Here is a 19,933-nt window from a genome sequence, read left to right as displayed (position 1 = left end):
GACAGCTCGCGAGACCGCGTGTCAGAGTTCAGGTATGACTGCTGCGGATCCGTTGCTGGCGAAGCGCCGGCACGTGGACTTCCTGCGCGTCCGCAGCGCGATCTGTCGGTGACGCCCCGACCACGCCCCTGCTCAGCGGGCCGCGTGGTGCATCGGCGTCATCTTTGACTTCACCCTGCTCAGCGTCGAGCCGGCTGCCTCAGACTGCCGGTGCGCTACGCGTCCCTCACGACAACAGATGAGGACGCGCGCCGTGCCACCCGCGATCAAGCGCAAGAAGGCCGAAGGCCAGTGGGCCCTCGGCTACCGGGAACCGCTCAACAAGAACGAAGAGAACAAGAAGAACGACGACGGCCTGAACGTCCGCCGCCGCATCGTCGACATCTACTCCAAGTACGGCTTCGACTCGATCGACCCGGCCGACCTGCGCGGCCGGTTCCGCTGGATGGGCCTGTACACCCAGCGCAGGCCCGGCATCGACGGCGGCCGGACCGGCGCGCTGGAGGACGAGGAGCTCGAAGACCGCTACTTCATGATGCGGGTGCGCATCGACGGCGGCCAGCTGAGCGGCCCGCAGCTCCGCACCATCGCCGACATCTCCACCCGGTACGCCCGCGGCACCGCCGACATCACCGACCGGCAGAACGTCCAGCTGCACTGGGTGCGGATCGAGGACGTCCCGGCGATCTGGGAGGCCCTCGAAGCGGTGGGGCTGCACACGATGGAGGCGTGCGGGGACGTCCCGCGCACCATCATCGGCTGCCCGCTCGCCGGGATCGCCGCCGACGAGGTGATCGACGCGACGCCGCAGCTGCGCGACATCCACGACCGCTACATCGGCTCCCCCGAGTTCTCCAACCTGCCGCGCAAGTACAAGACGGCCCTGTCGGGCTGCACCTCGCACTGCACCGTCCACGAGATCAACGACATCGCGTACGTGGGCGTGGTGAACGAGCTGGGCGAGACCGGCTACCAGGTGTTCGTCGGCGGCGGGCTGTCCACCAACCCGATGTTCGCGCAGAGCCTCGGCGTGTTCGTCAAGCCGGAGCAGGCCACGGAGGTCTGGCACGGAGTCACCTCGATCTTCCGCGACTACGGCTACCGGCGGCTGCGCAGCCGCGCCCGGATGAAGTTCCTGGTGAAGGACTGGGGCGTGGAGAAGTTCCGCGAGGTGCTGGAGAAGGAGTACCTCGGGTACGCGCTGCCGGACGGCCCGGAGCCGGCCGCGCCGCTCGCCCGCCGCGACCACGTCGGGATCCACCCGCAGAAGGGCGGCGGCTTCTACGTCGGGTTCGCCCCGCGTGTGGGCCGCGTGAACGGCGAGCTTCTCGGCGTCATCGGCGAGCTGGCCGACCGCTACGGCTCCGGCCGGGTCAGGACGACCATCGAGCAGAAGATGGTGATCCTCGACGTCCCGGAGGAGAACACCGAGGCGCTCGCCGACGCGCTGGCCGAGCACGACCTGCAGGTCCGTCCGTCCACGTTCCGGCGCCAGACGATGGCGTGCACCGGCATCGAGTACTGCAAGCTCGCCATCGTCGACACCAAGCAGCGCTCGATGGACCTGATCGACGAGCTGGAGAAGCGGCTCCCGGACTTCGACCAGCCGCTCACGATCAACGTCAACGGCTGCCCGAACGCCTGCGCCCGCATCCAGGTCGGCGACATCGGCCTGAAGGGCCAGCTCGTCGTGGACGAGAACGGCGACCAGGTGGAGGGGTTCCAGATCCACCTGGGCGGACAACTCGGCGCCACGTTCGGCAAGAAGGTCCGCGGGCTGAAGACCACCTCGGCGGGGCTGACCGACTATGTCGAGCGGATCGTCCGCAACTACGACAAGCAGCGCAGCGACGGCGAGACCTTCGCCGAGTGGGTGCATCGCGCGGACGAAGCGGACCTCAAGTGATGAGCGAAGCGAACACGGGGGCCGGCCCCCCGCACGGAGGCGGCGGCGAACGGATGGCGCCGTTCTATTGTCCCTATTGCGGGGAAGAGAATCTTGAACCGCGCGAAGCGCACGGTTCGTGGTTCTGCCCCGACTGCGTCCGGTCGTTCACGTTGAAGTTCCTCGGTGTCGGCGCTCCCAACACCGCGAGCAAGGAGATCCCTCGGTGACTCTTCTGGAGACCGACAGACCTAACCTTGACCTTGAAGACATCGTCGAATCCGCCGCCGTCGCGCTGGACGGCGCACCCACGCTGGAGGTCATCCGCTGGGCCGCCGCCACGTTCGGCGACCGCATCTGCCTCACCTCGTCCATGTCGGACGCGGCGCTGATCCACCTGGTGTCGAAGGTGAAGCCCGGCATCGACGTGCTGTTCGTCGACACCGGCTACCACTTCGCCGAGACGATCGGCACCCGGGACGCAGTCGAGGCCGTCTACCCGGTGAACGTCATCAACGTCACCCCGTCCCGCACGGTCGAGGAGCAGGAGGCCGCGCTCGGCCCCCGGCTGTTCGGCCGCAACCCGGACCTGTGCTGCCACCTGCGCAAGGTGGAGCCGCTCGGCCGCGCGCTGGAGGGCTACATGGCCTGGTTCAGCGGCATCCGCCGGGACGAGACCGCGAGCCGCCGCGACCGCCGCGTCGTCGAATGGGACCGCAAGCGCGGCATGGTCAAGGTGAACCCGATCCTGGACTGGTCCCAGGAGGACATGGACAACTACATCGAGGACAACGGGGTGCTCGTCAACCCGCTGCACTACGACGGCTATCCCTCGATCGGCTGCGCGCCGTGCACCCGCCCCGTCGCGCCCGGCGAGGACCCGCGCAGCGGCCGCTGGGCCGGATCGGGCAAGACCGAATGCGGCATCCACCTGTGAGCAGGCCGATGGCGCCTGTGCCGATGATCGCGGTGGCGCACGGGAGCCGTGACCCGCGCGCCGCCGCGACCGTCGCCGGGCTGCTCGACGCCGTGCGGGACCGCCGCCCGGACGTCCCCGTCCACGCCTCGTTCCTGGACCACGCGCCGCCGACGCCCGACCGCGTCCTGGACGGCCTCGCCCAAGCCGGGGCGCCGAGCGGAGCTCGTCGATTGAATGGCGGCGGGCGGGGGCTGGAGGACGGTGGGCCGAGCGGAGCTCGTCGATTGACTGGCGGCGGGCGGGGGCTGGAGGACGGTGCGCCGAGCGGGGCGGTCGTGTTGCCGCTGCTGCTCACTGCCGCGTACCACAGCAAGACCGACATCCCGGGCGTCCTGAACCGGGTGCGCGCCCGGCATCCCCGGATGCGCCTGCGCACGGCCGAGACGCTCGGCCCGCACCCGCTGCTGATGGACGCGCTGGAACGCCGCCTGTCCGACGCCGGCGTGGAACCCGGCGACCCGGACACGGCGGTCGTGCTGGTGTCGGCGGGCTCCAGCCATGCCTCCGCCAACGCCACCATCGCGCGGCTCGCCCGCGGGTGGCGGCGGCGCGGCTGGCGGGACGTGGTCCCGGCCTACGCGTCGGCGGCCCGTCCCGGGCCGGCCGAGGCGGTGGCGGCGCTGCTGGACGCGGGCGCCCCGCGGGTGGCGGTGGCGTCCTACTTCCTGGCCCCGGGGTACTTCGCCGACAAGGTCCGGACGGCGGCGCTGGCCGCCGGCGCCGCCGCGGTCTCCCCCGTCCTCGGCGCGGCCCCAGAGGTCGCCGACCTGATCGTCCGCCGCTACGACGAGGCCCTGGAGCCGGCCGTCCGGACGGCCACCGCCGTCTGATCGAGCGTTCGACGTCCGGGCTTCCGGGTATGGCGGCCGTCATGGAGCGTGAGGATCTCGGGCACGAGCCAAAGGAGACGCACGACCGCGACTTCGCCCCGATCAACCGGCGCGCCAACGCCCGGGGAGGGACGGTCCCCGACGGGGAGGAGACCAGCGGCACGGGCACGCCCGGCGTGCGGATCGAGCATCCCGACACGCTGCCGTCCGACGACGAGGGCGTCGAGGAGGCCGAACGCCACGACGACTCCCGCCGCCGGTAGCTACTTCTTGTCGCGCCACCAGGAGGCGATGGCGCGGCGGAGCGGGGCGTGGTGCTCGTCGTCGACGATCTTGACGTCGCCCATCACGGCGTGGGCGGTGACGTGGACGACGGGGACCGGGGCGCCGGGCTGCGGTTCGCGGACGGCGATCTTGCGGTCGCCGAGGAAGGCGTGCCCGGACAGTTCGACGCTGACGCCGTCCGGGACGATGATCTTGACGTCGCCCATCACGGCGGTGGCGGAGATGTGGATCTCGCCGGTGGGGACCTGCGCACGGCGCAGGTCGAGCACGACGTCGCCCATCACCGACACGGCCTCCAGCGGCCCGTCGATGCGGCCGACGATGCTCTCCTTGCAGTCGCCCATCACGGCGCTGAACTTGCGCTTGACCTGGCGCGGCGCGGGGTTGGCGCCGGGGGCGCCCATGCCGGGCAGGTCGTCGGTGATGTGCTCCAGGTCGCCGCGGGTGACGGCCGCGTAGGCCGCCTCGCTGCGCTCGGTCAGTTCCTCGAAGGTGAGCCGCCCCTCGACGGAGGCGATCCGCAGCCGCTCGACGACGGCCTCCCGCTCGGCGTCGGACGCCCGTATCGCGTCGGGGCCCGGCTCGAGAGGGTCGGTGATGGGCCGGTCGGGGTGCAGGTCCTGCCGCCGGTCCCGCGGGCGGCACGAGGAGGGCCGCTCAGGCTGCGGACTGGACTGACTCATGATTTCGAAGGTATGCCCCCGCGGCCGCGGGACAATCCGCCGCGCGGACGAGATCGCCCCACCACTTCAGGAGGATGGACGCCCGGGCACGTTGACGGCAGGATCAATGGTTGCCCGAACGGGGTTCTGTATCCTGCGTGGCAATGACGTGAACGTTGGTGGAGCAGCACGTGGGAGCGGCACGGTGACGCACGAGGTGTTCAATCAGGTCCCCCCGCTCGCCGGGCACGACGTGGCCGACGAGGCGGTCCTGCTGGACGGGCTGGAGCGCGAGGGCGCCGGGTGGGCCGAGGCCGAGGTGCGCGAGCTCGGCAGGCTGGCGGGCACCGGGCAGGCGCAGGAGTGGGGGCGCCTCGCGAACGAGAATCCGCCGGTCCTGCGCACCCACGACCGGTACGGGCACCGGATCGACGAGGTCGAGTTCCACCCGGCGTGGCACGAGCTGATGACCGTCGCGGTGACGCACGGGCTGCACGGTTCCGCCTGGACCGACCCGCGTGCGGGCGCCCATGTCGCGCGGGCCGCCAAGTTCTACACCTGGCGGGTGGACGCGGGTCACGGCTGCCCGATCTCGATGACCTACGCCGCCGTCCCGGCGCTGCGGCAGTCCCCCGAGCTGGCGGCGCAGTACGAGCCGCTGCTGGCCAAGCGGGAGTACGACTTCGGCCTGCGCGCCCCGCTCACGAAGGACGCGCTGATCGCCGGCATGTCGATGACGGAGAAGCAGGGCGGGTCGGACGTGCGGGCCAACACCACGCAGGCGGCCCCGCAGCCGGACGGGACGTACCGCCTCGTCGGCCACAAGTGGTTCACCAGCGCCCCGATGTGCGACGTCTTCCTGACACTGGCCCAGGCGCCCGACGGCCTCACGTGCTTCCTGGTCCCGCGCGTCCTGCCGGACGGTGAGCTGAACCCGCTGCGGCTGATGCGGCTCAAGGACAAGCTCGGCAACAGGTCCAACGCGTCCTCGGAGGTGGAGTACGAGAACGCCCTCGCCTGGCGGGTCGGGGACGAGGGCCGCGGCGTCCGCACCATCATCGAGATGGTCAACATGACCCGGCTGGACTGCGTGATCGGCGCGGCGTCGGGGATGCGGCTGGGCGTCACGACCGCCGTCCACCACGCGGCGCACCGCAAGGCGTTCGGCGCGTACCTCATCGACCAGCCGCTGATGCGCAACGTCCTGGCGGACCTGGCGATCGAGTCGGAGGCCGCCACGATCACGATGCTGCGGCTGGCGGGCGCCACGGACCGCTCGGTCCGCGGGGACGAGACGGAGTCGGCGTTCAAGCGGCTCGGCCTCGCGGTCAGCAAGTACTGGATCACCAAGCGGTGGCCCGCGCACGCCGCCGAGGCCCTCGAATGCCTGGGCGGCAACGGCTACGTGGAGGACTCGGGCATGCCCCGCCTCTTCCGGGAGTCGCCGCTGAACTCGATCTGGGAGGGCTCCGGCAATGTCGCGGCACTCGATCTCCTCCGCGCGATCCTACGCGAGCCGCAGACGCTGGACGCGTTCTTCGGCGAGGTCGAGCTAGCCCAAGGAGCCGACAAGCGCCTGGACGCGGCCATCGCGGACGCCAAGGAAAGCTTCACCGACACCGCGACGATCGAGTACCGCGCCCGCCGCATAGCCGAGCGCCTGGCACTCGTTCTCCAAGCATCGTTGCTGGTCAGACACGGCCACCCGGCGGTCGCCGACGCCTTCTGCGCCACCCGCCTCAACGGCGACTGGGGCTCCGCCTTCGGCACCCTCCCACCGGGCTTGGACCTAGCCCCGATCATCGACCGCACCACCCCGAAGGCCGGCTGAGCCCGCACTGAAGCTCAAGCCCCAGGAGCCTGCTGAGCCGGCCTACCGGCCCGTCCAAGACCGATCCGAGCAAGATCATCCGCTAACGTGCCCGTTAGTAGCTCGTCGCAACGCCAGGTTCGGATGCCAGGCACTGAGGTGAGGCACCGGTCCCCGGGATGCCGAGTCTCATCGTCGGCATCCCGGGGAGTGCGGCTCCCGGTCGGCCTATGTCACGCCGAGCAGCTTGCGGAGTTCTTCTGTCAGCACTCGGTAGGTGCTGCCGATTCGGATGACGCGGCATGGGAAGTCGCCGCGTTTGGCGAGTTCATAGGCGCATGTGCGGGATAGTCCCCGCTCCTGGGCAGGTACTCGCTTCGGGGAACGAACTCGTGCGGCAGCCTTCAGCGAGGCGACAGATGTGGCGAGCCGTGAGGCCTCTTATCTCGGGATGGTCTGCGACCAAGCCACGGTCCCTCGTTCGCAGATATCGTCCGGTCCAGCGAACCCCTCCCGCGCTCTCGCCCCGGAACGTGTCCGCGGCTCCGCACCCAGCAGGTCAGCTCGACGAACACGGCAAACATCCGCTCATGCCGATGTGCGGATGCTGGGCTGTGAGCTGTGGCCACCGCTCGGCTGACAGGATGGTCTTGGGGGCCGTCGACAGCAATTTCACCCTTCGAGGGAAACGAGACTTGTGATGCTGGCGTGTGGGCGTGTCAGCCGAGGACGGCGGTAGCGAACAGGGATGGTGATCCAGGCTGGCGCGACGGTCTCCTTCACCTGGCATTCCACCGGAAGGTAGTTGTCGGGGGTCAGTGACCCGTGAGTGCGGATGACGCTTTCATAGATTTGCTGGGAGGCAATGAAGGCCAGGTCAACGTTGGGTTCGTCCAGTGCCTCGCGTAGCTGTGGAGCGTCCAGCAGGCGGAACATATGGTTGACCGCCGTTCCGATGACACCGTGGTCATCGCAGACGACTGAGCCGAGGTGCAGAGCGACTCTTAGTCGGATCCGCCCCGCTGCGCTGGCCAATTTGTTGTGGCGTTGGAGGCGGGCTCGGATAAGTTCGAGCAGTGGATCGATGAGCAGGGCGGGTGGCTCATTTGAGGAGGCGATGAGTAGTACTCCGTCACCGCGATCTTCTCGGATCGCCTCAGTCCAGCACAGGCCCGCCATGTCCCAGGCTTCTCGTAGGACCTGGTAGAGCCGCCCCCTGACGGCCACCTGCGCCTCGTCGTCACGCTCGGAACAGCCGAATCCGGCAATGTCGACGCCGAAGATAGGGTGCCAGGGCGCCGGTCGTGACGCTGTAACACTCCAGAGTGGAGTCGTGGCATCGGGTCCTGGGGCGGGCATAGCGCACCTCCTTGGTCGCAGTGCCGACCGTTTCTCGGTGGCTGCGTCGTGAGCGTGATGTGTCGAGTGTGGTACGTACCGGTCCGCCGAGGCCGATGCTTTAATCGGTGGCGCAGATGGTAAATATGTCCGGTCTCGGCGTTCCCGCGGCCGTGCGTAGGGCGGCAACCATGGGCTCAAGGCTCGGACGGCCGGCCAAGCCGACGGACTCATCCCGTACCGGCGCTGACGTTCTAGTGGGCTGGCTGGCCCGCACACATCGCTTCAACGCGCCCGACACCGAATCGGCCACCGCGGCCACGTTCGCCGCCCGCACGACTGCGCGGAGCGCCTCCCGTGGCATCGGCCCGGCCATGATCTCGCGGCTGGAACACGGAACCGCGTCCTGGCAACCGCATCACCTGGCCTCCTACGAACGGGCCCTGGGCCTCCCCGAAGGACGGCTTGCAGGGCCCGCGCACAAGGTGCTGCGAACATGGGACCCGCGTGGCCGCAGCGAGGACCCGTACTGGCTGCGGTCGGCGGCCGAGGCCGAGCAGCGGGCAGCCGACATCATCGATGCCGTCTTGGGGGCCGACGCGGTAACCGCCGCCGACTGGGACCTGCTGTCTGGGCATCTACTGGCCACCGGGCGCAAACTCGGCAGGCGTACCTGGGGCACCCTGGTGGATCGGTTGATGCTGGAGATCTGCGCATCGCAGGGGCTCGACCAGGACTTGCGGGCCGAGGCGTTGCTGCGGATCGGACGGACCGAGATCGTGGCCGGGCTGACCGGGGAGATTTCCATCGGCACCATGAGCCAGCGGGGCAATCCGGCGTCTTTCCAGCCTCTGAAGATCTACCAGCGTGCTCCTGGCCGGGCCCCTGTCAGTTGGGTGGCGCGGGCGCTCTTCGATCCGCCCGACCGATGGCTGCTGCGCGAATTGTTCACCACTGTGGCGGCACTGGTCGACACTGGGACCTGGAATCCTTCCGTGCATCAGTTAGACGCTCTGCAGCGAGAGTGCCGGGCGACGATCCAAGACGTGCAGGTCGAGATGGAGGTCCGCCGGGCAGCCATCCAGCTCTTGCGCCGCTTCGATCCGGCCCCGTACCTGGGGCTGGACAGGGCGGCCGGCCCCGAACTGGTCTACCTCGCCAAGCCCGCTGCTCCTCCGGACGCGCAGACCAGCCGGTACCAGGGCGCCTGCCTGCGTCTGGCCGCCGAGATCCAAGACATCGGCCTGGTCTGGCAGACAAAGTGGGATCAAGGAGAGGATCCGCTGCTCGGGAATGTTCTGACACAGAGCCTGATCGGTCGGAACGACATCACCCGGTCGGTGTATACAACACTGCTGGTCAACTCGGGGTACCGCGATGCGCTGCGGCTGTCACTCGTCCGGCTGTTGTACGAAGAAGCCGATCGGCACGAGACCATACTTCTGCGGGCCGTGATCCGGCTGCTCGGCAAGATCGCTGAGGGAACACGGGACGGCTGGGCCCTTCTCGGCATCATCGGCGCAGAACGCATCGACCTCGACACACGCGTCCAAGCGTGCTGGGCGCTGGCCAACTCGGCTCCGCGCATGCCTCCGGGCGTGCTCGACACGATGCTGGAACTCTGCCGTGCCCGCTCGTTCGGCACGCAGGCAACCACAGCCTTACGCGCTTCGGTGGCCGCATGCGGACGAGCAGACCGTAGGGAGGTGCTCCACATGTTGGCAGAAGATCGCGATCAGGTACTCGCTGTCCGCGATGAATGCCGCTGGTGGAACTCGTTGCCCGGCTACATCCGCAACTCTGTGAACGCCAACCGAACAATGATCCACCTACCGAGTTGAGCCTGGCTTACGGCAAAGGACGAGACAGGAGCTCAGTCGGGATCCAAGTCTTCGTGACCCCGATGGGCTGGCGGATGCCAGTAAATCGCCTCTCTCGATTTTTCCCATTCATCGATTCACGATGTCCTCTCATGCCGCTGATGCTGTGCGTTCGTTTCAGGGAGGTGGCCGGGGTCTGCCAGCTCGAGGCAGCGTTGGAGCGGTTATCCGGTTGTCGGAGTTCGGCAGGATCGTCAGACTCGGTTTTCGTGACCGACGGACGGAGCGAGGCGCGGGGCGGCGGGCGGGCCACGGTGATGTTGTGGCGTCCGGTCGGGCCGGCGGAGTTGTCGTTGGTGTGTGCGTCGGGGTGGCGGGTCTGGCCGTCCCGGCTGCCGGATCAGCCGATCTTCTATCCGGTGTTGAACGAGGCATATGCGGTGAAGATCGCGCGGGACTGGAACGTGCCGGCGTCGGGCGCCGGTTTCGTGACGCGTTTCGAGGTCGACGCGGACTTCGCGCGCCGTTATCCGGTGCGGCAGGCGGGCGGGCGGACGATCCTGGAGCTGTGGGTTCCGGCCGAGGAGCTGGAGGAGTTCAACGCTCATCTGGCCGGTCCGATCCGCGTTGTCCGCGAGTTCCACGCTCCCGGTTACGGCCCGCTGGCGATGCGGGTCATCGAAGCGGTCACTAGTAACCAACGCTCGGATGAGGTCGCGGCGATGTTGGCGGTCGCCGGCGCAAAGACCTGGATCGGGCTCGACCGGGCACTGCGCACCCCGGCCGTGGTGCACGACGGGAGGCCGGTCCAGACCATGGACCGGCCGCCGGCCGACGAGCGGCTGTCCCAACTGGTGGCGGCCTGCTCCCCGGACGGCCGCCGACGGGAGTCGGCGGTCGCGGATCCGGTGATGTGCGCCGATGGGTTGCTGTTGCCCGTTCTGGTGCTGCGGACCGCCGACTGGGTGCCGCAGGTGCGTGAGCGTGCGCGCCCCACGTTGGCTGCCGCGTTGCGGTCGGCGGGTCCTGCGGCGTTGTCGGCGGCGGCGAGTGTGGCGGTGGCGATCGGATCGTGGGCGCGCGGCGGACATGCGCTGCAGGCCGTCGCCGGGGCGCTGTGCACGGCCCCGGATGAGGTGCTGGCGTCGGCCCGCAGGCACCCTGACATCGGGGTGCGGCGGTTGGCGTACCGGTCGTGGCTGTCCTCGGGCCGTTCCCGGCACGAGGAGGTCATGCGCGCCGCCCTGGGTGAACACGATGGGGTCTGCGCGCTGCGGTGTGCGCAGTGGCTGGTGTCCGATGCGGTCCAAGACCGGCGTGTCGACGTCCTGGAACGGCTGTTGGAACAGGGAAGCGCGAAGGTCGGGGTCGAGGCGCTCACCGCACTGGTGAGGCTCGGCCGTCCTGAAGCGGGTGTGGCTCATCTGCCGGATCGGTCGGCGATGATGCGCGCCACCGCGCAGTGGGCCGTCCGCCGCGCCGACCGCAGTTCTGCCGCGATCTACCGCGATGCCCTGGCCGGCGATCGGCCGCCGGGCCGGGCCCGTGCGCTGGTCGCCGGGCTCGGTGAATGCGGCACACGTCAGGATGTGCAGGTGCTTCTGCCTTTCCTGGAGCACCCGAGTCCCCGGGTGCGGGCCGAAGCGGTACGAGCCGTCCGCCGCCTGGGCGGATCCGTCCTCCGGATTTCCGGCATGCTCGCCGATCCGGCCCCGGTGGTCGTCCGGGCGGTCAAGCAGGCACTGCGCAACGAGCCCTACGCGGTACCGGCCGCGCAGCTGTGGGCCTTGCTGGACGCCGATTCACTTCCGCATGTTCGACTAGGGGCCTACGACCAACTGCGCATGAAGGACACCTGGACCCGCGTCCACGTCGACCTCCACCTCGTGGCCGCCCGCGACCGAGAACTCAGCAACCGAGCACACGCTGACCTGACCGACTGGTCACGCCACAGCGCCGCAACCGCCTACCGCACGCCGACCAGGGAAATGGCGCTGCGACTCGGTCAACTCATCGACACAGCCGAGGCGCTGATCGGCGCCCAGCACGCTCACCAGCTGCGCTGGATTCTCGGCATCAACCGAGAGCACTCCTCGTAGAGCGGCGACGACAATCGCCACCCAGTGCAGGTCCGCCACGCTCCATTACGACGCCGAGGGCGATCACCGCGAGATTACCGACGTCCTCACATGCCGCGGACAGGGTGCGGACAGGGTGCGGCTTCGCGGTCTGTGTAAATCAGCCCAGCCCGAAGGCCTGCGTCACTCGCCTGGTCGACTCATCCTGGTTCATTGTGGTGTCGATTTCGATGACGGGCAGTTCGAGATGCTTGGTGTCCTCGAAGAGGCGGTCGGTGAACATCCGGTCGCGCTCAAGCAGATTGCGCCGGGCCAGTTCAGGGCTGCTCGTCTTGCGTGGAATCTCCCAGCCGCGGCCCTCGAACACCGCCCGGCGAAACTCGGGCGTCGGCAGCAGCCAGACCGCGCGGGAGGGGTCGGTCAGCAGCGGCTTGACCAGGTGGGGCAGCAGTCGGAAGCCCTCGGCGATCACACCGGTGTCCGCCGGCAGACGCAGCAGGTCCTCGACGATCAGGCCGAAGCTCTCGCCCCGAGAACCAGTGAAAGGGGTTCGTCACAGACGAGGGTGTAGTAGGGGTCTGAAACCGCCGGTCTCGAGCGCGATCTGGCGATGTAGTTGGTGAGGTTGCGGAACCCAAGGGCCGAGCCGCGGAGGTGTTCGAGTCGTCCGTTGATGGCCTCGGTGGGACCGTTGGACGTGCCGGGGCGGTCGAAGTATGCCAACACGTCAGCGGCACGCTTCTTCAGCGTCCGTCCGAGGCTGATGGTCTCGGTCAGCTCGGCCGGACGCCGTGGCTGATCGCGGGGATGAGCTGCTGCATCAGGTTCTTGCCACGGGTCCGGTCGGGTTCGCGGTAGGCCGCGACGACGCGTTGGTGGATGCCCCAAGTCGCTTCGACCTCGACGTGAGCATCGCCGTGGATGTCGACTGCGAACATGTCGGTAAGTTGTTGTGCTTGCTTGTCGGTGAGCAGGTCGCCGCCGGTGTGCAGCATCCAGCGTGCCGAGTAGAGCGGGTCGCCGGTGCGGCCACGACGACCGTGGATGGACTGCTGGACTCGGCGGCGGCACTGGTCGAGGGCTTCGCTGGCCAGGCGGGCGACGTGAAAGGGATCCATGACCGCCACGGCGCCGGGCAGTTCCTCGGCGGCGGCGGTCTTGAAGCCTGTGAAGCCGTCCATCGCGACCACCTCGACTCCGTCGCGCCAGGACTCCTGCTGCTCGGCGAGCCAGGTCTTGAACGCTTGCTTGGAGCGGCCCTCGACCATGTCCGGCAGTCTGGCCGGTCCGGTGCCGTCGCGGATGGGAGTCAGGTCGATGATCACGGTGACGTACTTGTCGCCACGCCTGGTGTGTCGCCAGACAAGCTCGTCGACTCCGATCACGGCCACGCTGTTAGACCGGCCAGGATCATCGATCAGGACGCGCCTGCCGTCGGTCAGGATGGCGTCGTTGGCGGTGTTCCAGGCGACCCCGAGTCCTTCGGCGACCCGGGCGACGGTCAGGTGCTCGACGACGATGGCTTCCAAGGCCCATCGCAGGCCGCGGCGCGACAGCTTCGCTCGTGGCTCGGCCGCCCGGCTAGTGTCTTGGCGCCACACATGAGCGCAGCCGGGCACCGGTAGCGGCGGACGGTGACTTCCAGAACGGTGGCACGCCAGCCGTCGGACCACGGTGTCACGCGGCATGCCTTCGCAGCCACATCGGTGACACCACTGGTCGGGCTCGATGGCCCGACAGGCCAGCACGGCACGGTCGCGATCGAGTCGCTGCCCGACGACTTCAAGGCCGAGGCCATCGGGGCGGCAGAACGTGGACAAGTCTGGGCTATCGAACCCAGCAGCCGGGGTAGCGTGAGGCACGTCGAGGTCTTCTGCCCTGGACGTCCGGCCCGATGTCTGGGCGACTCCCGCCGTCGTTGTTCGTCGTCCGCCGTGACTGACCTGTCGGTCGGCAGGTAGGGCGGTTCAGCGGACCGGAGCGCTGCTGCGTCCACGTGCTCGGCCGCTCAGCTCGGCGTCGAGCGTCTCTTGTGCGACGCGCATCTGCTCGGCGTATACCGGATCCTGTAGACGCTGCCACATCACGTCCTCGGGCACGTCCTCGACGTTGCTGACGACCCACCAGATGTTGCCGAACGGATCCTTGATGCGGCCCCCACGTTGACCGAAGGCGCTGTTTGCCAGCTCGGTCACCACCTTGGCGCCGGCCGCGGCCGCCCTGGCGAAGGTCTCGTCGGCGTTCGGCACGAACACGCGTAGCAAGCTCGGCATGATCGGCCACTCGGGACGGCGGTCGAAGGCCAGTACGACGGTGTCGCCGACCCGGGTCTCACCGTGGCCGACCGATCCGTCCTCGATCCTCACGCGGGCGAGTTCTTCGCCGTCGAACACCTGGGTGACGAAGTCGAGGAAGGCTCCGGTGTCGTCGGTGACGACCCAGGGCGACGTTGGTGTAGCCAGCAGGCACGGCCTCTTGCGGCTCGGACATGATTCGTTCCTCTCGGGCTATTTGCGGTGTCGTCGGCCACGGTAGAAGCAAAGTAGGACGGATCATGTCCTAGATAGGCAGGAAGATCGAATCATGGTCGGACCCACGTCGCGCCTCCTCACCCTGCTGTCGCTGCTGCAGACACCGCGCACATGGTCGGGGAGCGAACTCGCTGAGCGGCTGGATGTCACTCACCGCACGGTCCGGCGCGACATCGACCGTCTGCGGGAGATGGGTTATCCCGTCGAGGCAGACCTCGGCGTCCACGGTGGATACCGCCTGGGCGCGGGTGCGTCGATGCCGCCGCTGCTGCTGGAGGACGACGAGTGGGTCGCGGTCGCCCTCGGCCTGCGCACGATCGCCGTCCATGGCCTTCCGGAACTCGAGGATGCGGGCATCCGCGCGCTCACGAAGCTGGGCCAGTCACTCCCGGCTCGGCTGCGACACCGCGTCCGTGCGCTGGGCGGGAGTGTCATGAGCTGGAGTTATCCAGTCGGCAACACCGTCGACCCCGACGTCCTCACCGTCCTGGCCGCTGCGATCGCGAGCCGGGAGCGAGTGCGCATGGCGTACGAGCGCCGCAACGGCGAACATGGTGCCAGACACGTCGAACCGCAGCAGCTCGTCAGCGTCCGTCAGCGCTGGTACCTGGTGGCATTCGACATCGATCGCGACGGGTGGCGCACTTTCCGCGCCGATCGGATCAGCGCTCCGCATGCCACCGGAGCGCCGGCGCGTCACGACCTGCCGGACCCGGATGTACTGACGCATCTCCAGCAGGCCGAGCGAGCGATGGCGCCGACGTATCGAGCCGATGTCACGCTGCGCGTACCCCTCGGGGTCGCCAATGAGCGTCTTCGTGACCACCTCGGCGACGGCGAGCTCACTCCGGATGGGGAGGACACCCGATGGCACAGCGCGTCCGACACCTTGGAATGGCTGGCGCTGCGCCTGCTCGCGCTGAACTGCCACTTCGTCGTCCACGACCCACCTGCGCTCCGCGCACATCTCGACTGGATCCACGAACGAACCCGCCCATGATGCCGTCGCAACCCCTGGTTGGGCCGGGACTACCGGCTGATCTGCCGACGCCGGTCACGGAGAATTCATGGAGTGACCAAACGTCGGGGGCCGGTCACGCGACAGTGAATTGTGATGCTGCTGACTTCCCCCAAGCCCGATACATGGGCGGCGTTGATCCCCCTGGCCGTGGGCACCGTGACCTGGCAGTCGACAGTGCTGGTGGTGGGCTTGCTGACGGCCTGGTCCGCGATGGACGTGCTCGCCGAGTGGCAACTGCGGCGTACTCTGGTCGCCTTGGCTCGCACGGCCCCCGCCGGCCGGATCGTGATTCACCAGGACACCTCGAGAGGGCGCGCCTTCCGGGTGGTCTGGGGTGTCGGCTCCGATCAGCGCCGATGGCATTCAAGGACATGACGTGGGGTCCTACGAGCCCCGGCCGAACCTCACCAAGAGGCAACTCGAAGAGGTAGAGGACTTCTACCGGCAGGAGGCGGGCGACCTCCATAAGTACGCCTGTTCGATCTCACGGGCGTCGGAGTCGTGGGATCTGGTGCAGACGACCTTTCACGAGGCGATTCGCGCGTGGTCGAAAGTCGGCCAATACGGCCCTGACGAGCGCAGGAAGTGGCTGCGCCGGGTGTTGCGCAACAAGGCGGTCGACGTTTGGAGGAAGCAGCACGTGATCGACCTGGCCGCCGACATCCCCCACTCGCACTCTCGGTCCGACGACCCTGGCGAGCGCGTTGAATTTGTGATCGCCCTGGCGGGTTGCTGGGAGGAGATCGAACAAATGCCGCCGATACGGCAGAGGGTCGCGTCGCTGGTCTGGGGCGCGTCGTGGTCCCCCGAGCGTGTCGCCGAGCACTTAGGGGTGGCACCTAGCACCGTCCGCGGCCATCTGCTGAAGGCTCGCGAGCAGCTGAGAGGCGCAGTCGGCCATCTGATTCCGTTTATCGATGACGAGGAAGAACAGGAGCCTGCTCCGTGAGCAACAAGGAGGAGCGGATTTCGCTCACTTTCGCCGAGGTCTACTTGCGCGCCCGCGCCGCCGGAACCCGAGCCTTCCCGCCCTTCGACCTCCGGCGTGGTCTGGACGACCTGAGGGCGTGGGTGGATCGGGAAGTCGACATCTTGGAGGAGAACCGCGACGTCGGAAGTGCGGAAGAGATGGCGTGGGATTTCGTCCCTGCCGTGGTGCGGGGCCCTCGGAAGGAGCTTCGAGGGCGCCACGGTCTGCTGGAGGAGTTGGTGACACTGGCGCGCCGGCCCGGGGACGGCCCCGCAGTGCTCGTCGGGGAGGGGGGCGCGGGGAAGTCCACGCTGGCCGCGGCCCTGGCTGAGCAGGCGCAGGGCTGGGACCGGCACGTCTGGTGGGTCTCCGCCGCCGAGCCGACCGGATTCGCGATGGGCTTGGCAGGGGTGGCTCGGGAGCTTGGTGGGACCCATGCCGATATGGACTCGATCGTCAAGGGGGCGGTTGACGCTCCGGACCGGTTCTGGCGCCTGCTGGAGAACGCGCCCCGGGAGTGGCTGCTTGTCCTCGACGGCGCTGATGACCCCTGGGTGCTTGCCGTAGTGGACTCATCCGCCGGGGTGCAGGACAGGCTGGGCTGGGTACGCACGTCGCGTCGCGGGTTGGTCGTGGTGACCAGCCGAGAGACCGATCCACGCATGTGGGAGGGGGCCCGACTCTTCACGGTCGGCCACCTGGGGATGGCCGACGCTGCCCAGGTCCTACGCGATCTCGCGCCGGAGGCGGGAGGCGAGCGAGAGGCCCGAGCCCTGGCACATCGCCTCGACGGGCTCCCGCTCGCCCTCCACCTGGCTGGGACATATCTGCGCTCCGGGGTCGAGCAGAAGCCCAGCTTCGCCGCCTACGACCACAACCTCGGCAACGTCGAGGGGTCCACGGTGGCCCGCACCGCGGAGATCTCCCTGGACGGCCTGGCCCGCCACGGCATCCCCCACGCCCGGAAGCTGCTGCGGCTGGCCAGCTGCTATGCGCCCACGTCGATCCCGACGCACCTCCTCGCCATGACTGGCCTGGAGGAGGCGGTGGTCGGGCTGAGAGACGTCGGCCTGATCCAGAGGGACTTCGCCGCGGTCACGCTCCACCCCGTTGTCGCCGCCGCCAACCGTGCCGACCTCCAGGGGCCGGATGTCTGGCACACCGCGGTCGAGTCTCTGGTGGGCGCGCTGGGGAAGCTCCGCTTCGACCTTCCGGATCACTGGCCCCGGTACCGGCTGCTCGCCCAGCACCTGCTCCAGTTGCTGGCCACCGCCGGCGAGCACGTGGACCGTGAGCATCTCGCCTTGCTTGTGGACGCCGCGGCCGATGCGGCCGAAGCCTTCAACTGCAGCGGTGCCGGGACGGCCGCCAGCACCCTGTGCCGGACCACCCTGGCGCGCAGCGCCGCGCTGGGCAAGGAGCATCCAGCGGTGCTACGCGCTCGGCACCAGCTCGCCTGGGCGGTCGCTGACGGGGGCGATCCGGCCCAGGCGGAGGCCATCTACCGGGACGTCCTTGATGTCCGGGTGCGGCTCCTCGGCGACTCTCACCCTGACACCCTCGCGAGCCGCCACGAGTTCGCGTGGATCGCCACTTGCTTGGGCAGGTGGGCGGAGGCTGAGCAGCGCTACCGGGATGCGCTTCGCGACAAGCTGACCTACCTGGGTCCCGACGCGCCGGCAACCCTGACCACCCGCCACGAGCTCGCCTGCGCGATCGCTCGGCAGGGCCGCCTCGATGCGGCTCTCTCCGCTTTCCGGGACATACTGCGGGACCGGCAGCGCGTCCTCGGCGACGATCACCGTCAAACCCTGCAGACCCGGCACGAGCTTGCCTGGATCACTGCCAAGCGGGGCGACTGGGAGAAGGCCGAGGCCATGTACCGTCACCTCCTCGACCTGCGCCAACAAGTGCTTGAGAGCGACCATCCCGACGTCCTGCTAACCCAGCACGAACTAGCTTGGACGATTGCGTGCCAGGGTCGCCGGACCGAGGCGGAGTCCCTCTACCGGCACGTTCTGGACCGCCGCAGCAGAACGCTGGGCAGCGACCACCCTGACACCGAGACCACCCGCTGGACGCTGAGCGAACTCCGGCAGGGACGAATCGCCCACGCCAGCCACCTCGCCTAACCGTGTGGAGTCCACATGATCCGCGCCGAACACCTCATCTCCGCCATCGACGCCCTGCAGTTGGCGGATCATCCGGTCATGGTGCATGCATCGCTGCGGTCCTTTGGAGCTGCGATCGACGGCGGTGCCGACACTCTGCTGGACGCACTGCTCAAGCGTGGAGGCACCGTAATGGCACCGACCTTCACCGAGCCCCACTTCTCTGTACCCGCCCCCGCTGATATGCGGCCGGCCTGCAACGGCCTCGACTACACCGCCGTACCCCCTGGGCCCGACATTCCGACAGGGCCCGCCTACAGCGTCGACTGCGGGCGTATCAACCCCCAACTGGGCGCGCTTCCCGCATTGCTCATCGGGCGTGTCGGTGCTGTACGCGGCAGGCATCCGCTCAATTCCTTCGCCGCCATCGGCCCAAACGCGGCCCGGCTCATCGGCGCCCAAAGCCCTGACGATGTGTACGGGCCCATCCGTGAACTGGCCGGCCGCCGCGGCGTGATCCTGCTCGTCGGCGTTGGCCTCAACCGCATGACGGCGCTGCACCTTGCCGAGCAGCGGTCAGGCCGCCGCCTGTTCCGCAGGTGGGCGCGCGACGAGGAGGGCGTGATCCGCATGGTCGAGGTCGGCTCCTGCTCCGAAGGCTTCCCGCGACTGGAACCGGTCCTCAATCCGCTCGCCCGGACCGCCATCGTCGGCGCCTCCCGCTGGCGCGCCTTCCCCGCCCGGCAGGTGCTCACCGCCGCGACCGCCGCGATCGCCGCTGACCAGGACATCACCCGCTGTCCGGACACCGAGTGCGTGCTCTGTCGCGATGCAATCGCCGGAGGCCCGGAGGCCCAGGAACCAGACCGTGCCCCCGAAAGATGAGCGCCGAACATCCGAAAACCGGGCGATCTAGATACCCCTGCCCCGACGCGGCCTTGCAGCCCTGTGGTGGCGGCGAGCGCGAGCCGGCCGCAGCTTTCCGACAACATTGGCCAACGAGTGAGATGTTCGATTTCGGGTTTGCGATAGGCGGAAGGCGTTCGAGCGGCGTGCATCCGCTTGAGGCCGCTCCGGGGCCGGAAACCGAAGCGCCTCTGACCATGTTCTTGCTGGTCAGAGGCTTGGAGGTGGGCAGGGGTGGGGTCGAACCGCCGACCTTCCGCTTTCAGAAGTGCCAGCACTCTGCGGCCATCCCGTCGACCAAGGTCAGACGGCGCCCGACGTGCGCCCGTGGTGGGCGTTGGCTGCCATCGTTGTCGTCAGGGCTGTCGTCACCCTCCGGCCCGTCGACCTCGGCCTTTCAACCGCCGGACGCGCCGCTCGTGCTGGCCGGCGCGGTGTCGCTGGGCGCGGTCGATGAGCAACGTTCGCGGGTCGGCTGCCAGCTCGTACAGTTCGATCTCGAACGGGTCGGCGTCGCACTAGATGAGACGGGCCAAGGCTTCCCGTCCTGCTCGACGGTGCCCCGCCGGCGCACCTGATCCCGCCAGACGTGCCCGCTCATCTCCGCCGCGTCCACGCGACGTTAGCTCAATACTTGCGAGCAGGCCTACGGAGAAGCAGGGCGAGGACGCGCCTTCTGACCCGTAGCAAGATCAGCGATGTCCAGG

At 68.7% G+C, this 19,933-nt stretch carries 17 protein-coding genes and 2 pseudogenes; 14 read left to right on the top strand and 5 right to left on the bottom strand.

From position 1 onward, the window contains the following. Positions 1-253 precede the first annotated feature (253 nt). From AB0C35_RS08135 to AB0C35_RS08120, 4 genes are all read left to right on the top strand, one after another. On the top strand, positions 254-1,906 hold the full coding sequence (locus AB0C35_RS08135; RefSeq protein WP_358451940.1) for a nitrite/sulfite reductase: 1,653 nt from the start codon (positions 254-256) through the stop codon (positions 1,904-1,906). Between the two features lie 205 nt (positions 1,907-2,111). After that, a complete protein-coding gene (locus AB0C35_RS08130) occupies positions 2,112-2,822 on the top strand; it encodes a phosphoadenylyl-sulfate reductase (RefSeq protein ID WP_358451938.1) in 711 nt (236 codons plus the stop codon). 8 nt (positions 2,823-2,830) lie between these two features. Continuing rightward, positions 2,831-3,694, top strand: a complete 864-nt coding sequence (locus AB0C35_RS08125) for a sirohydrochlorin chelatase (RefSeq protein ID WP_358451936.1) — start codon at positions 2,831-2,833, stop codon at positions 3,692-3,694. Positions 3,695-3,735: 41 nt separating this feature from the next. Beyond that, complete coding sequence (locus AB0C35_RS08120; RefSeq protein WP_358451934.1) at positions 3,736-3,957, top strand: hypothetical protein; 222 nt, start codon at positions 3,736-3,738, stop codon at positions 3,955-3,957. Here the strand turns inward: AB0C35_RS08120 and AB0C35_RS08115 are convergent, their stop codons facing one another. Further along, positions 3,958-4,662 (bottom strand): DUF1707 domain-containing protein, encoded by a 705-nt coding sequence (locus AB0C35_RS08115; protein ID WP_358451932.1) that lies wholly within the window; start codon positions 4,660-4,662, stop codon positions 3,958-3,960. 184 nt (positions 4,663-4,846) lie between these two features. Here AB0C35_RS08115 and AB0C35_RS08110 point away from each other — a divergent pair, with 184 nt between their 5' ends. Continuing rightward, a complete protein-coding gene (locus AB0C35_RS08110; protein WP_358451930.1) occupies positions 4,847-6,472 on the top strand; it encodes an acyl-CoA dehydrogenase family protein in 1,626 nt (541 codons plus the stop codon). 651 nt (positions 6,473-7,123) lie between these two features. On the opposite strand, the gene AB0C35_RS08105 is transcribed toward AB0C35_RS08110, so the two are convergent. Then, positions 7,124-7,630 (bottom strand): hypothetical protein, encoded by a 507-nt coding sequence (locus AB0C35_RS08105; protein ID WP_358451928.1) that lies wholly within the window; start codon positions 7,628-7,630, stop codon positions 7,124-7,126. 416 nt (positions 7,631-8,046) lie between these two features. Between AB0C35_RS08105 and AB0C35_RS08100 the strand changes: the two genes are divergently transcribed. The 3 genes and pseudogenes from AB0C35_RS08100 to AB0C35_RS08090 all read left to right on the top strand — a co-directional run bounded on the left by AB0C35_RS08100 (position 8,047) and on the right by AB0C35_RS08090 (position 11,708). After that, on the top strand, positions 8,047-9,630 hold the full coding sequence (locus AB0C35_RS08100) for a hypothetical protein (RefSeq protein ID WP_358451926.1): 1,584 nt from the start codon (positions 8,047-8,049) through the stop codon (positions 9,628-9,630). Positions 9,631-9,926: 296 nt separating this feature from the next. After that, positions 9,927-10,250, top strand: a pseudogene (locus tag AB0C35_RS08095) (ADP-ribosylation/crystallin J1); the annotation flags it as partial. A gap of 27 nt (positions 10,251-10,277) precedes the next feature. Next, entirely contained in the window at positions 10,278-11,708 is a 1,431-nt protein-coding gene (locus AB0C35_RS08090; protein WP_358452415.1) for a HEAT repeat domain-containing protein, read from the top strand. A 139-nt stretch (positions 11,709-11,847) separates the two neighbouring features. Here the strand turns inward: AB0C35_RS08090 and AB0C35_RS08085 are convergent, their stop codons facing one another. The 3 genes and pseudogenes from AB0C35_RS08085 to AB0C35_RS08075 form a co-directional block, all read right to left on the bottom strand. Beyond that, positions 11,848-12,159, bottom strand: coding sequence for a hypothetical protein (locus AB0C35_RS08085; protein WP_358451924.1), 312 nt, complete (start codon positions 12,157-12,159; stop codon positions 11,848-11,850). 81 nt (positions 12,160-12,240) lie between these two features. Beyond that, positions 12,241-13,549, bottom strand: a pseudogene (locus AB0C35_RS08080) (ISL3 family transposase). Between the two features lie 105 nt (positions 13,550-13,654). Beyond that, complete coding sequence (locus AB0C35_RS08075; RefSeq protein ID WP_358451922.1) at positions 13,655-14,080, bottom strand: VOC family protein; 426 nt, start codon at positions 14,078-14,080, stop codon at positions 13,655-13,657. 190 nt (positions 14,081-14,270) lie between these two features. On the opposite strand from AB0C35_RS08075, the gene AB0C35_RS08070 reads away from it, so the two are divergent. From AB0C35_RS08070 to AB0C35_RS08045, 6 genes are all read left to right on the top strand, one after another. Further along, on the top strand, positions 14,271-15,218 hold the full coding sequence (locus AB0C35_RS08070; RefSeq protein WP_358451920.1) for a YafY family protein: 948 nt from the start codon (positions 14,271-14,273) through the stop codon (positions 15,216-15,218). Positions 15,219-15,332: 114 nt separating this feature from the next. Next, complete coding sequence (locus tag AB0C35_RS08065; protein ID WP_358451918.1) at positions 15,333-15,614, top strand: hypothetical protein; 282 nt, start codon at positions 15,333-15,335, stop codon at positions 15,612-15,614. 1 nt (position 15,615) lies between these two features. Continuing rightward, positions 15,616-16,188, top strand: a complete 573-nt coding sequence (locus tag AB0C35_RS08060) for a sigma-70 family RNA polymerase sigma factor (RefSeq protein ID WP_358451916.1) — start codon at positions 15,616-15,618, stop codon at positions 16,186-16,188. Further along, positions 16,185-18,341 (top strand): tetratricopeptide repeat protein, encoded by a 2,157-nt coding sequence (locus tag AB0C35_RS08055; RefSeq protein ID WP_358451914.1) that lies wholly within the window; start codon positions 16,185-16,187, stop codon positions 18,339-18,341. The genes AB0C35_RS08060 and AB0C35_RS08055 overlap by 4 nt, the downstream gene beginning before the upstream one ends. A 15-nt stretch (positions 18,342-18,356) precedes the next feature. Then, positions 18,357-19,205 (top strand): AAC(3) family N-acetyltransferase, encoded by an 849-nt coding sequence (locus AB0C35_RS08050; RefSeq protein WP_358451912.1) that lies wholly within the window; start codon positions 18,357-18,359, stop codon positions 19,203-19,205. Further along, complete coding sequence (locus AB0C35_RS08045; protein ID WP_358451910.1) at positions 19,202-19,804, top strand: hypothetical protein; 603 nt, start codon at positions 19,202-19,204, stop codon at positions 19,802-19,804. The genes AB0C35_RS08050 and AB0C35_RS08045 overlap by 4 nt, the downstream gene beginning before the upstream one ends. Positions 19,805-19,933 lie beyond the last annotated feature (129 nt).

The sequence above is a fragment of the Spirillospora sp. NPDC048819 genome, assembly GCF_040650055.1.
Taxonomy (GTDB): Bacteria; Actinomycetota; Actinomycetes; order Streptosporangiales; family Streptosporangiaceae; genus Spirillospora.
The sequence above is the reverse complement of the archived record's forward strand: the minus strand, read 5'-3'. Positions and strand labels throughout refer to the sequence as shown.

Excerpts from the sequence above, each read along its gene's own strand:
- AB0C35_RS08125 (WP_358451936.1), top strand. The coding sequence starts at position 2,831 with ATGGCGCCTGTGCCGATGATCGCGGTGGCGCACGGGAGCCGTGACCCG.
- AB0C35_RS08120 (WP_358451934.1), top strand. The coding sequence starts at position 3,736 with ATGGAGCGTGAGGATCTCGGGCACGAGCCAAAGGAGACGCACGACCGC.
- AB0C35_RS08115 (WP_358451932.1), bottom strand. The coding sequence starts at position 4,662 with ATGAGTCAGTCCAGTCCGCAGCCTGAGCGGCCCTCCTCGTGCCGCCCG.
- AB0C35_RS08105 (WP_358451928.1), bottom strand. The coding sequence starts at position 7,630 with ATGGCGGGCCTGTGCTGGACTGAGGCGATCCGAGAAGATCGCGGTGAC.
- AB0C35_RS08090 (WP_358452415.1), top strand. The coding sequence starts at position 10,278 with ATGCGGGTCATCGAAGCGGTCACTAGTAACCAACGCTCGGATGAGGTC.
- AB0C35_RS08070 (WP_358451920.1), top strand. The coding sequence starts at position 14,271 with ATGGTCGGACCCACGTCGCGCCTCCTCACCCTGCTGTCGCTGCTGCAG.
- AB0C35_RS08065 (WP_358451918.1), top strand. The coding sequence starts at position 15,333 with ATGCTGCTGACTTCCCCCAAGCCCGATACATGGGCGGCGTTGATCCCC.
- AB0C35_RS08050 (WP_358451912.1), top strand. The coding sequence starts at position 18,357 with ATGATCCGCGCCGAACACCTCATCTCCGCCATCGACGCCCTGCAGTTG.
- AB0C35_RS08045 (WP_358451910.1), top strand. The coding sequence starts at position 19,202 with ATGAGCGCCGAACATCCGAAAACCGGGCGATCTAGATACCCCTGCCCC.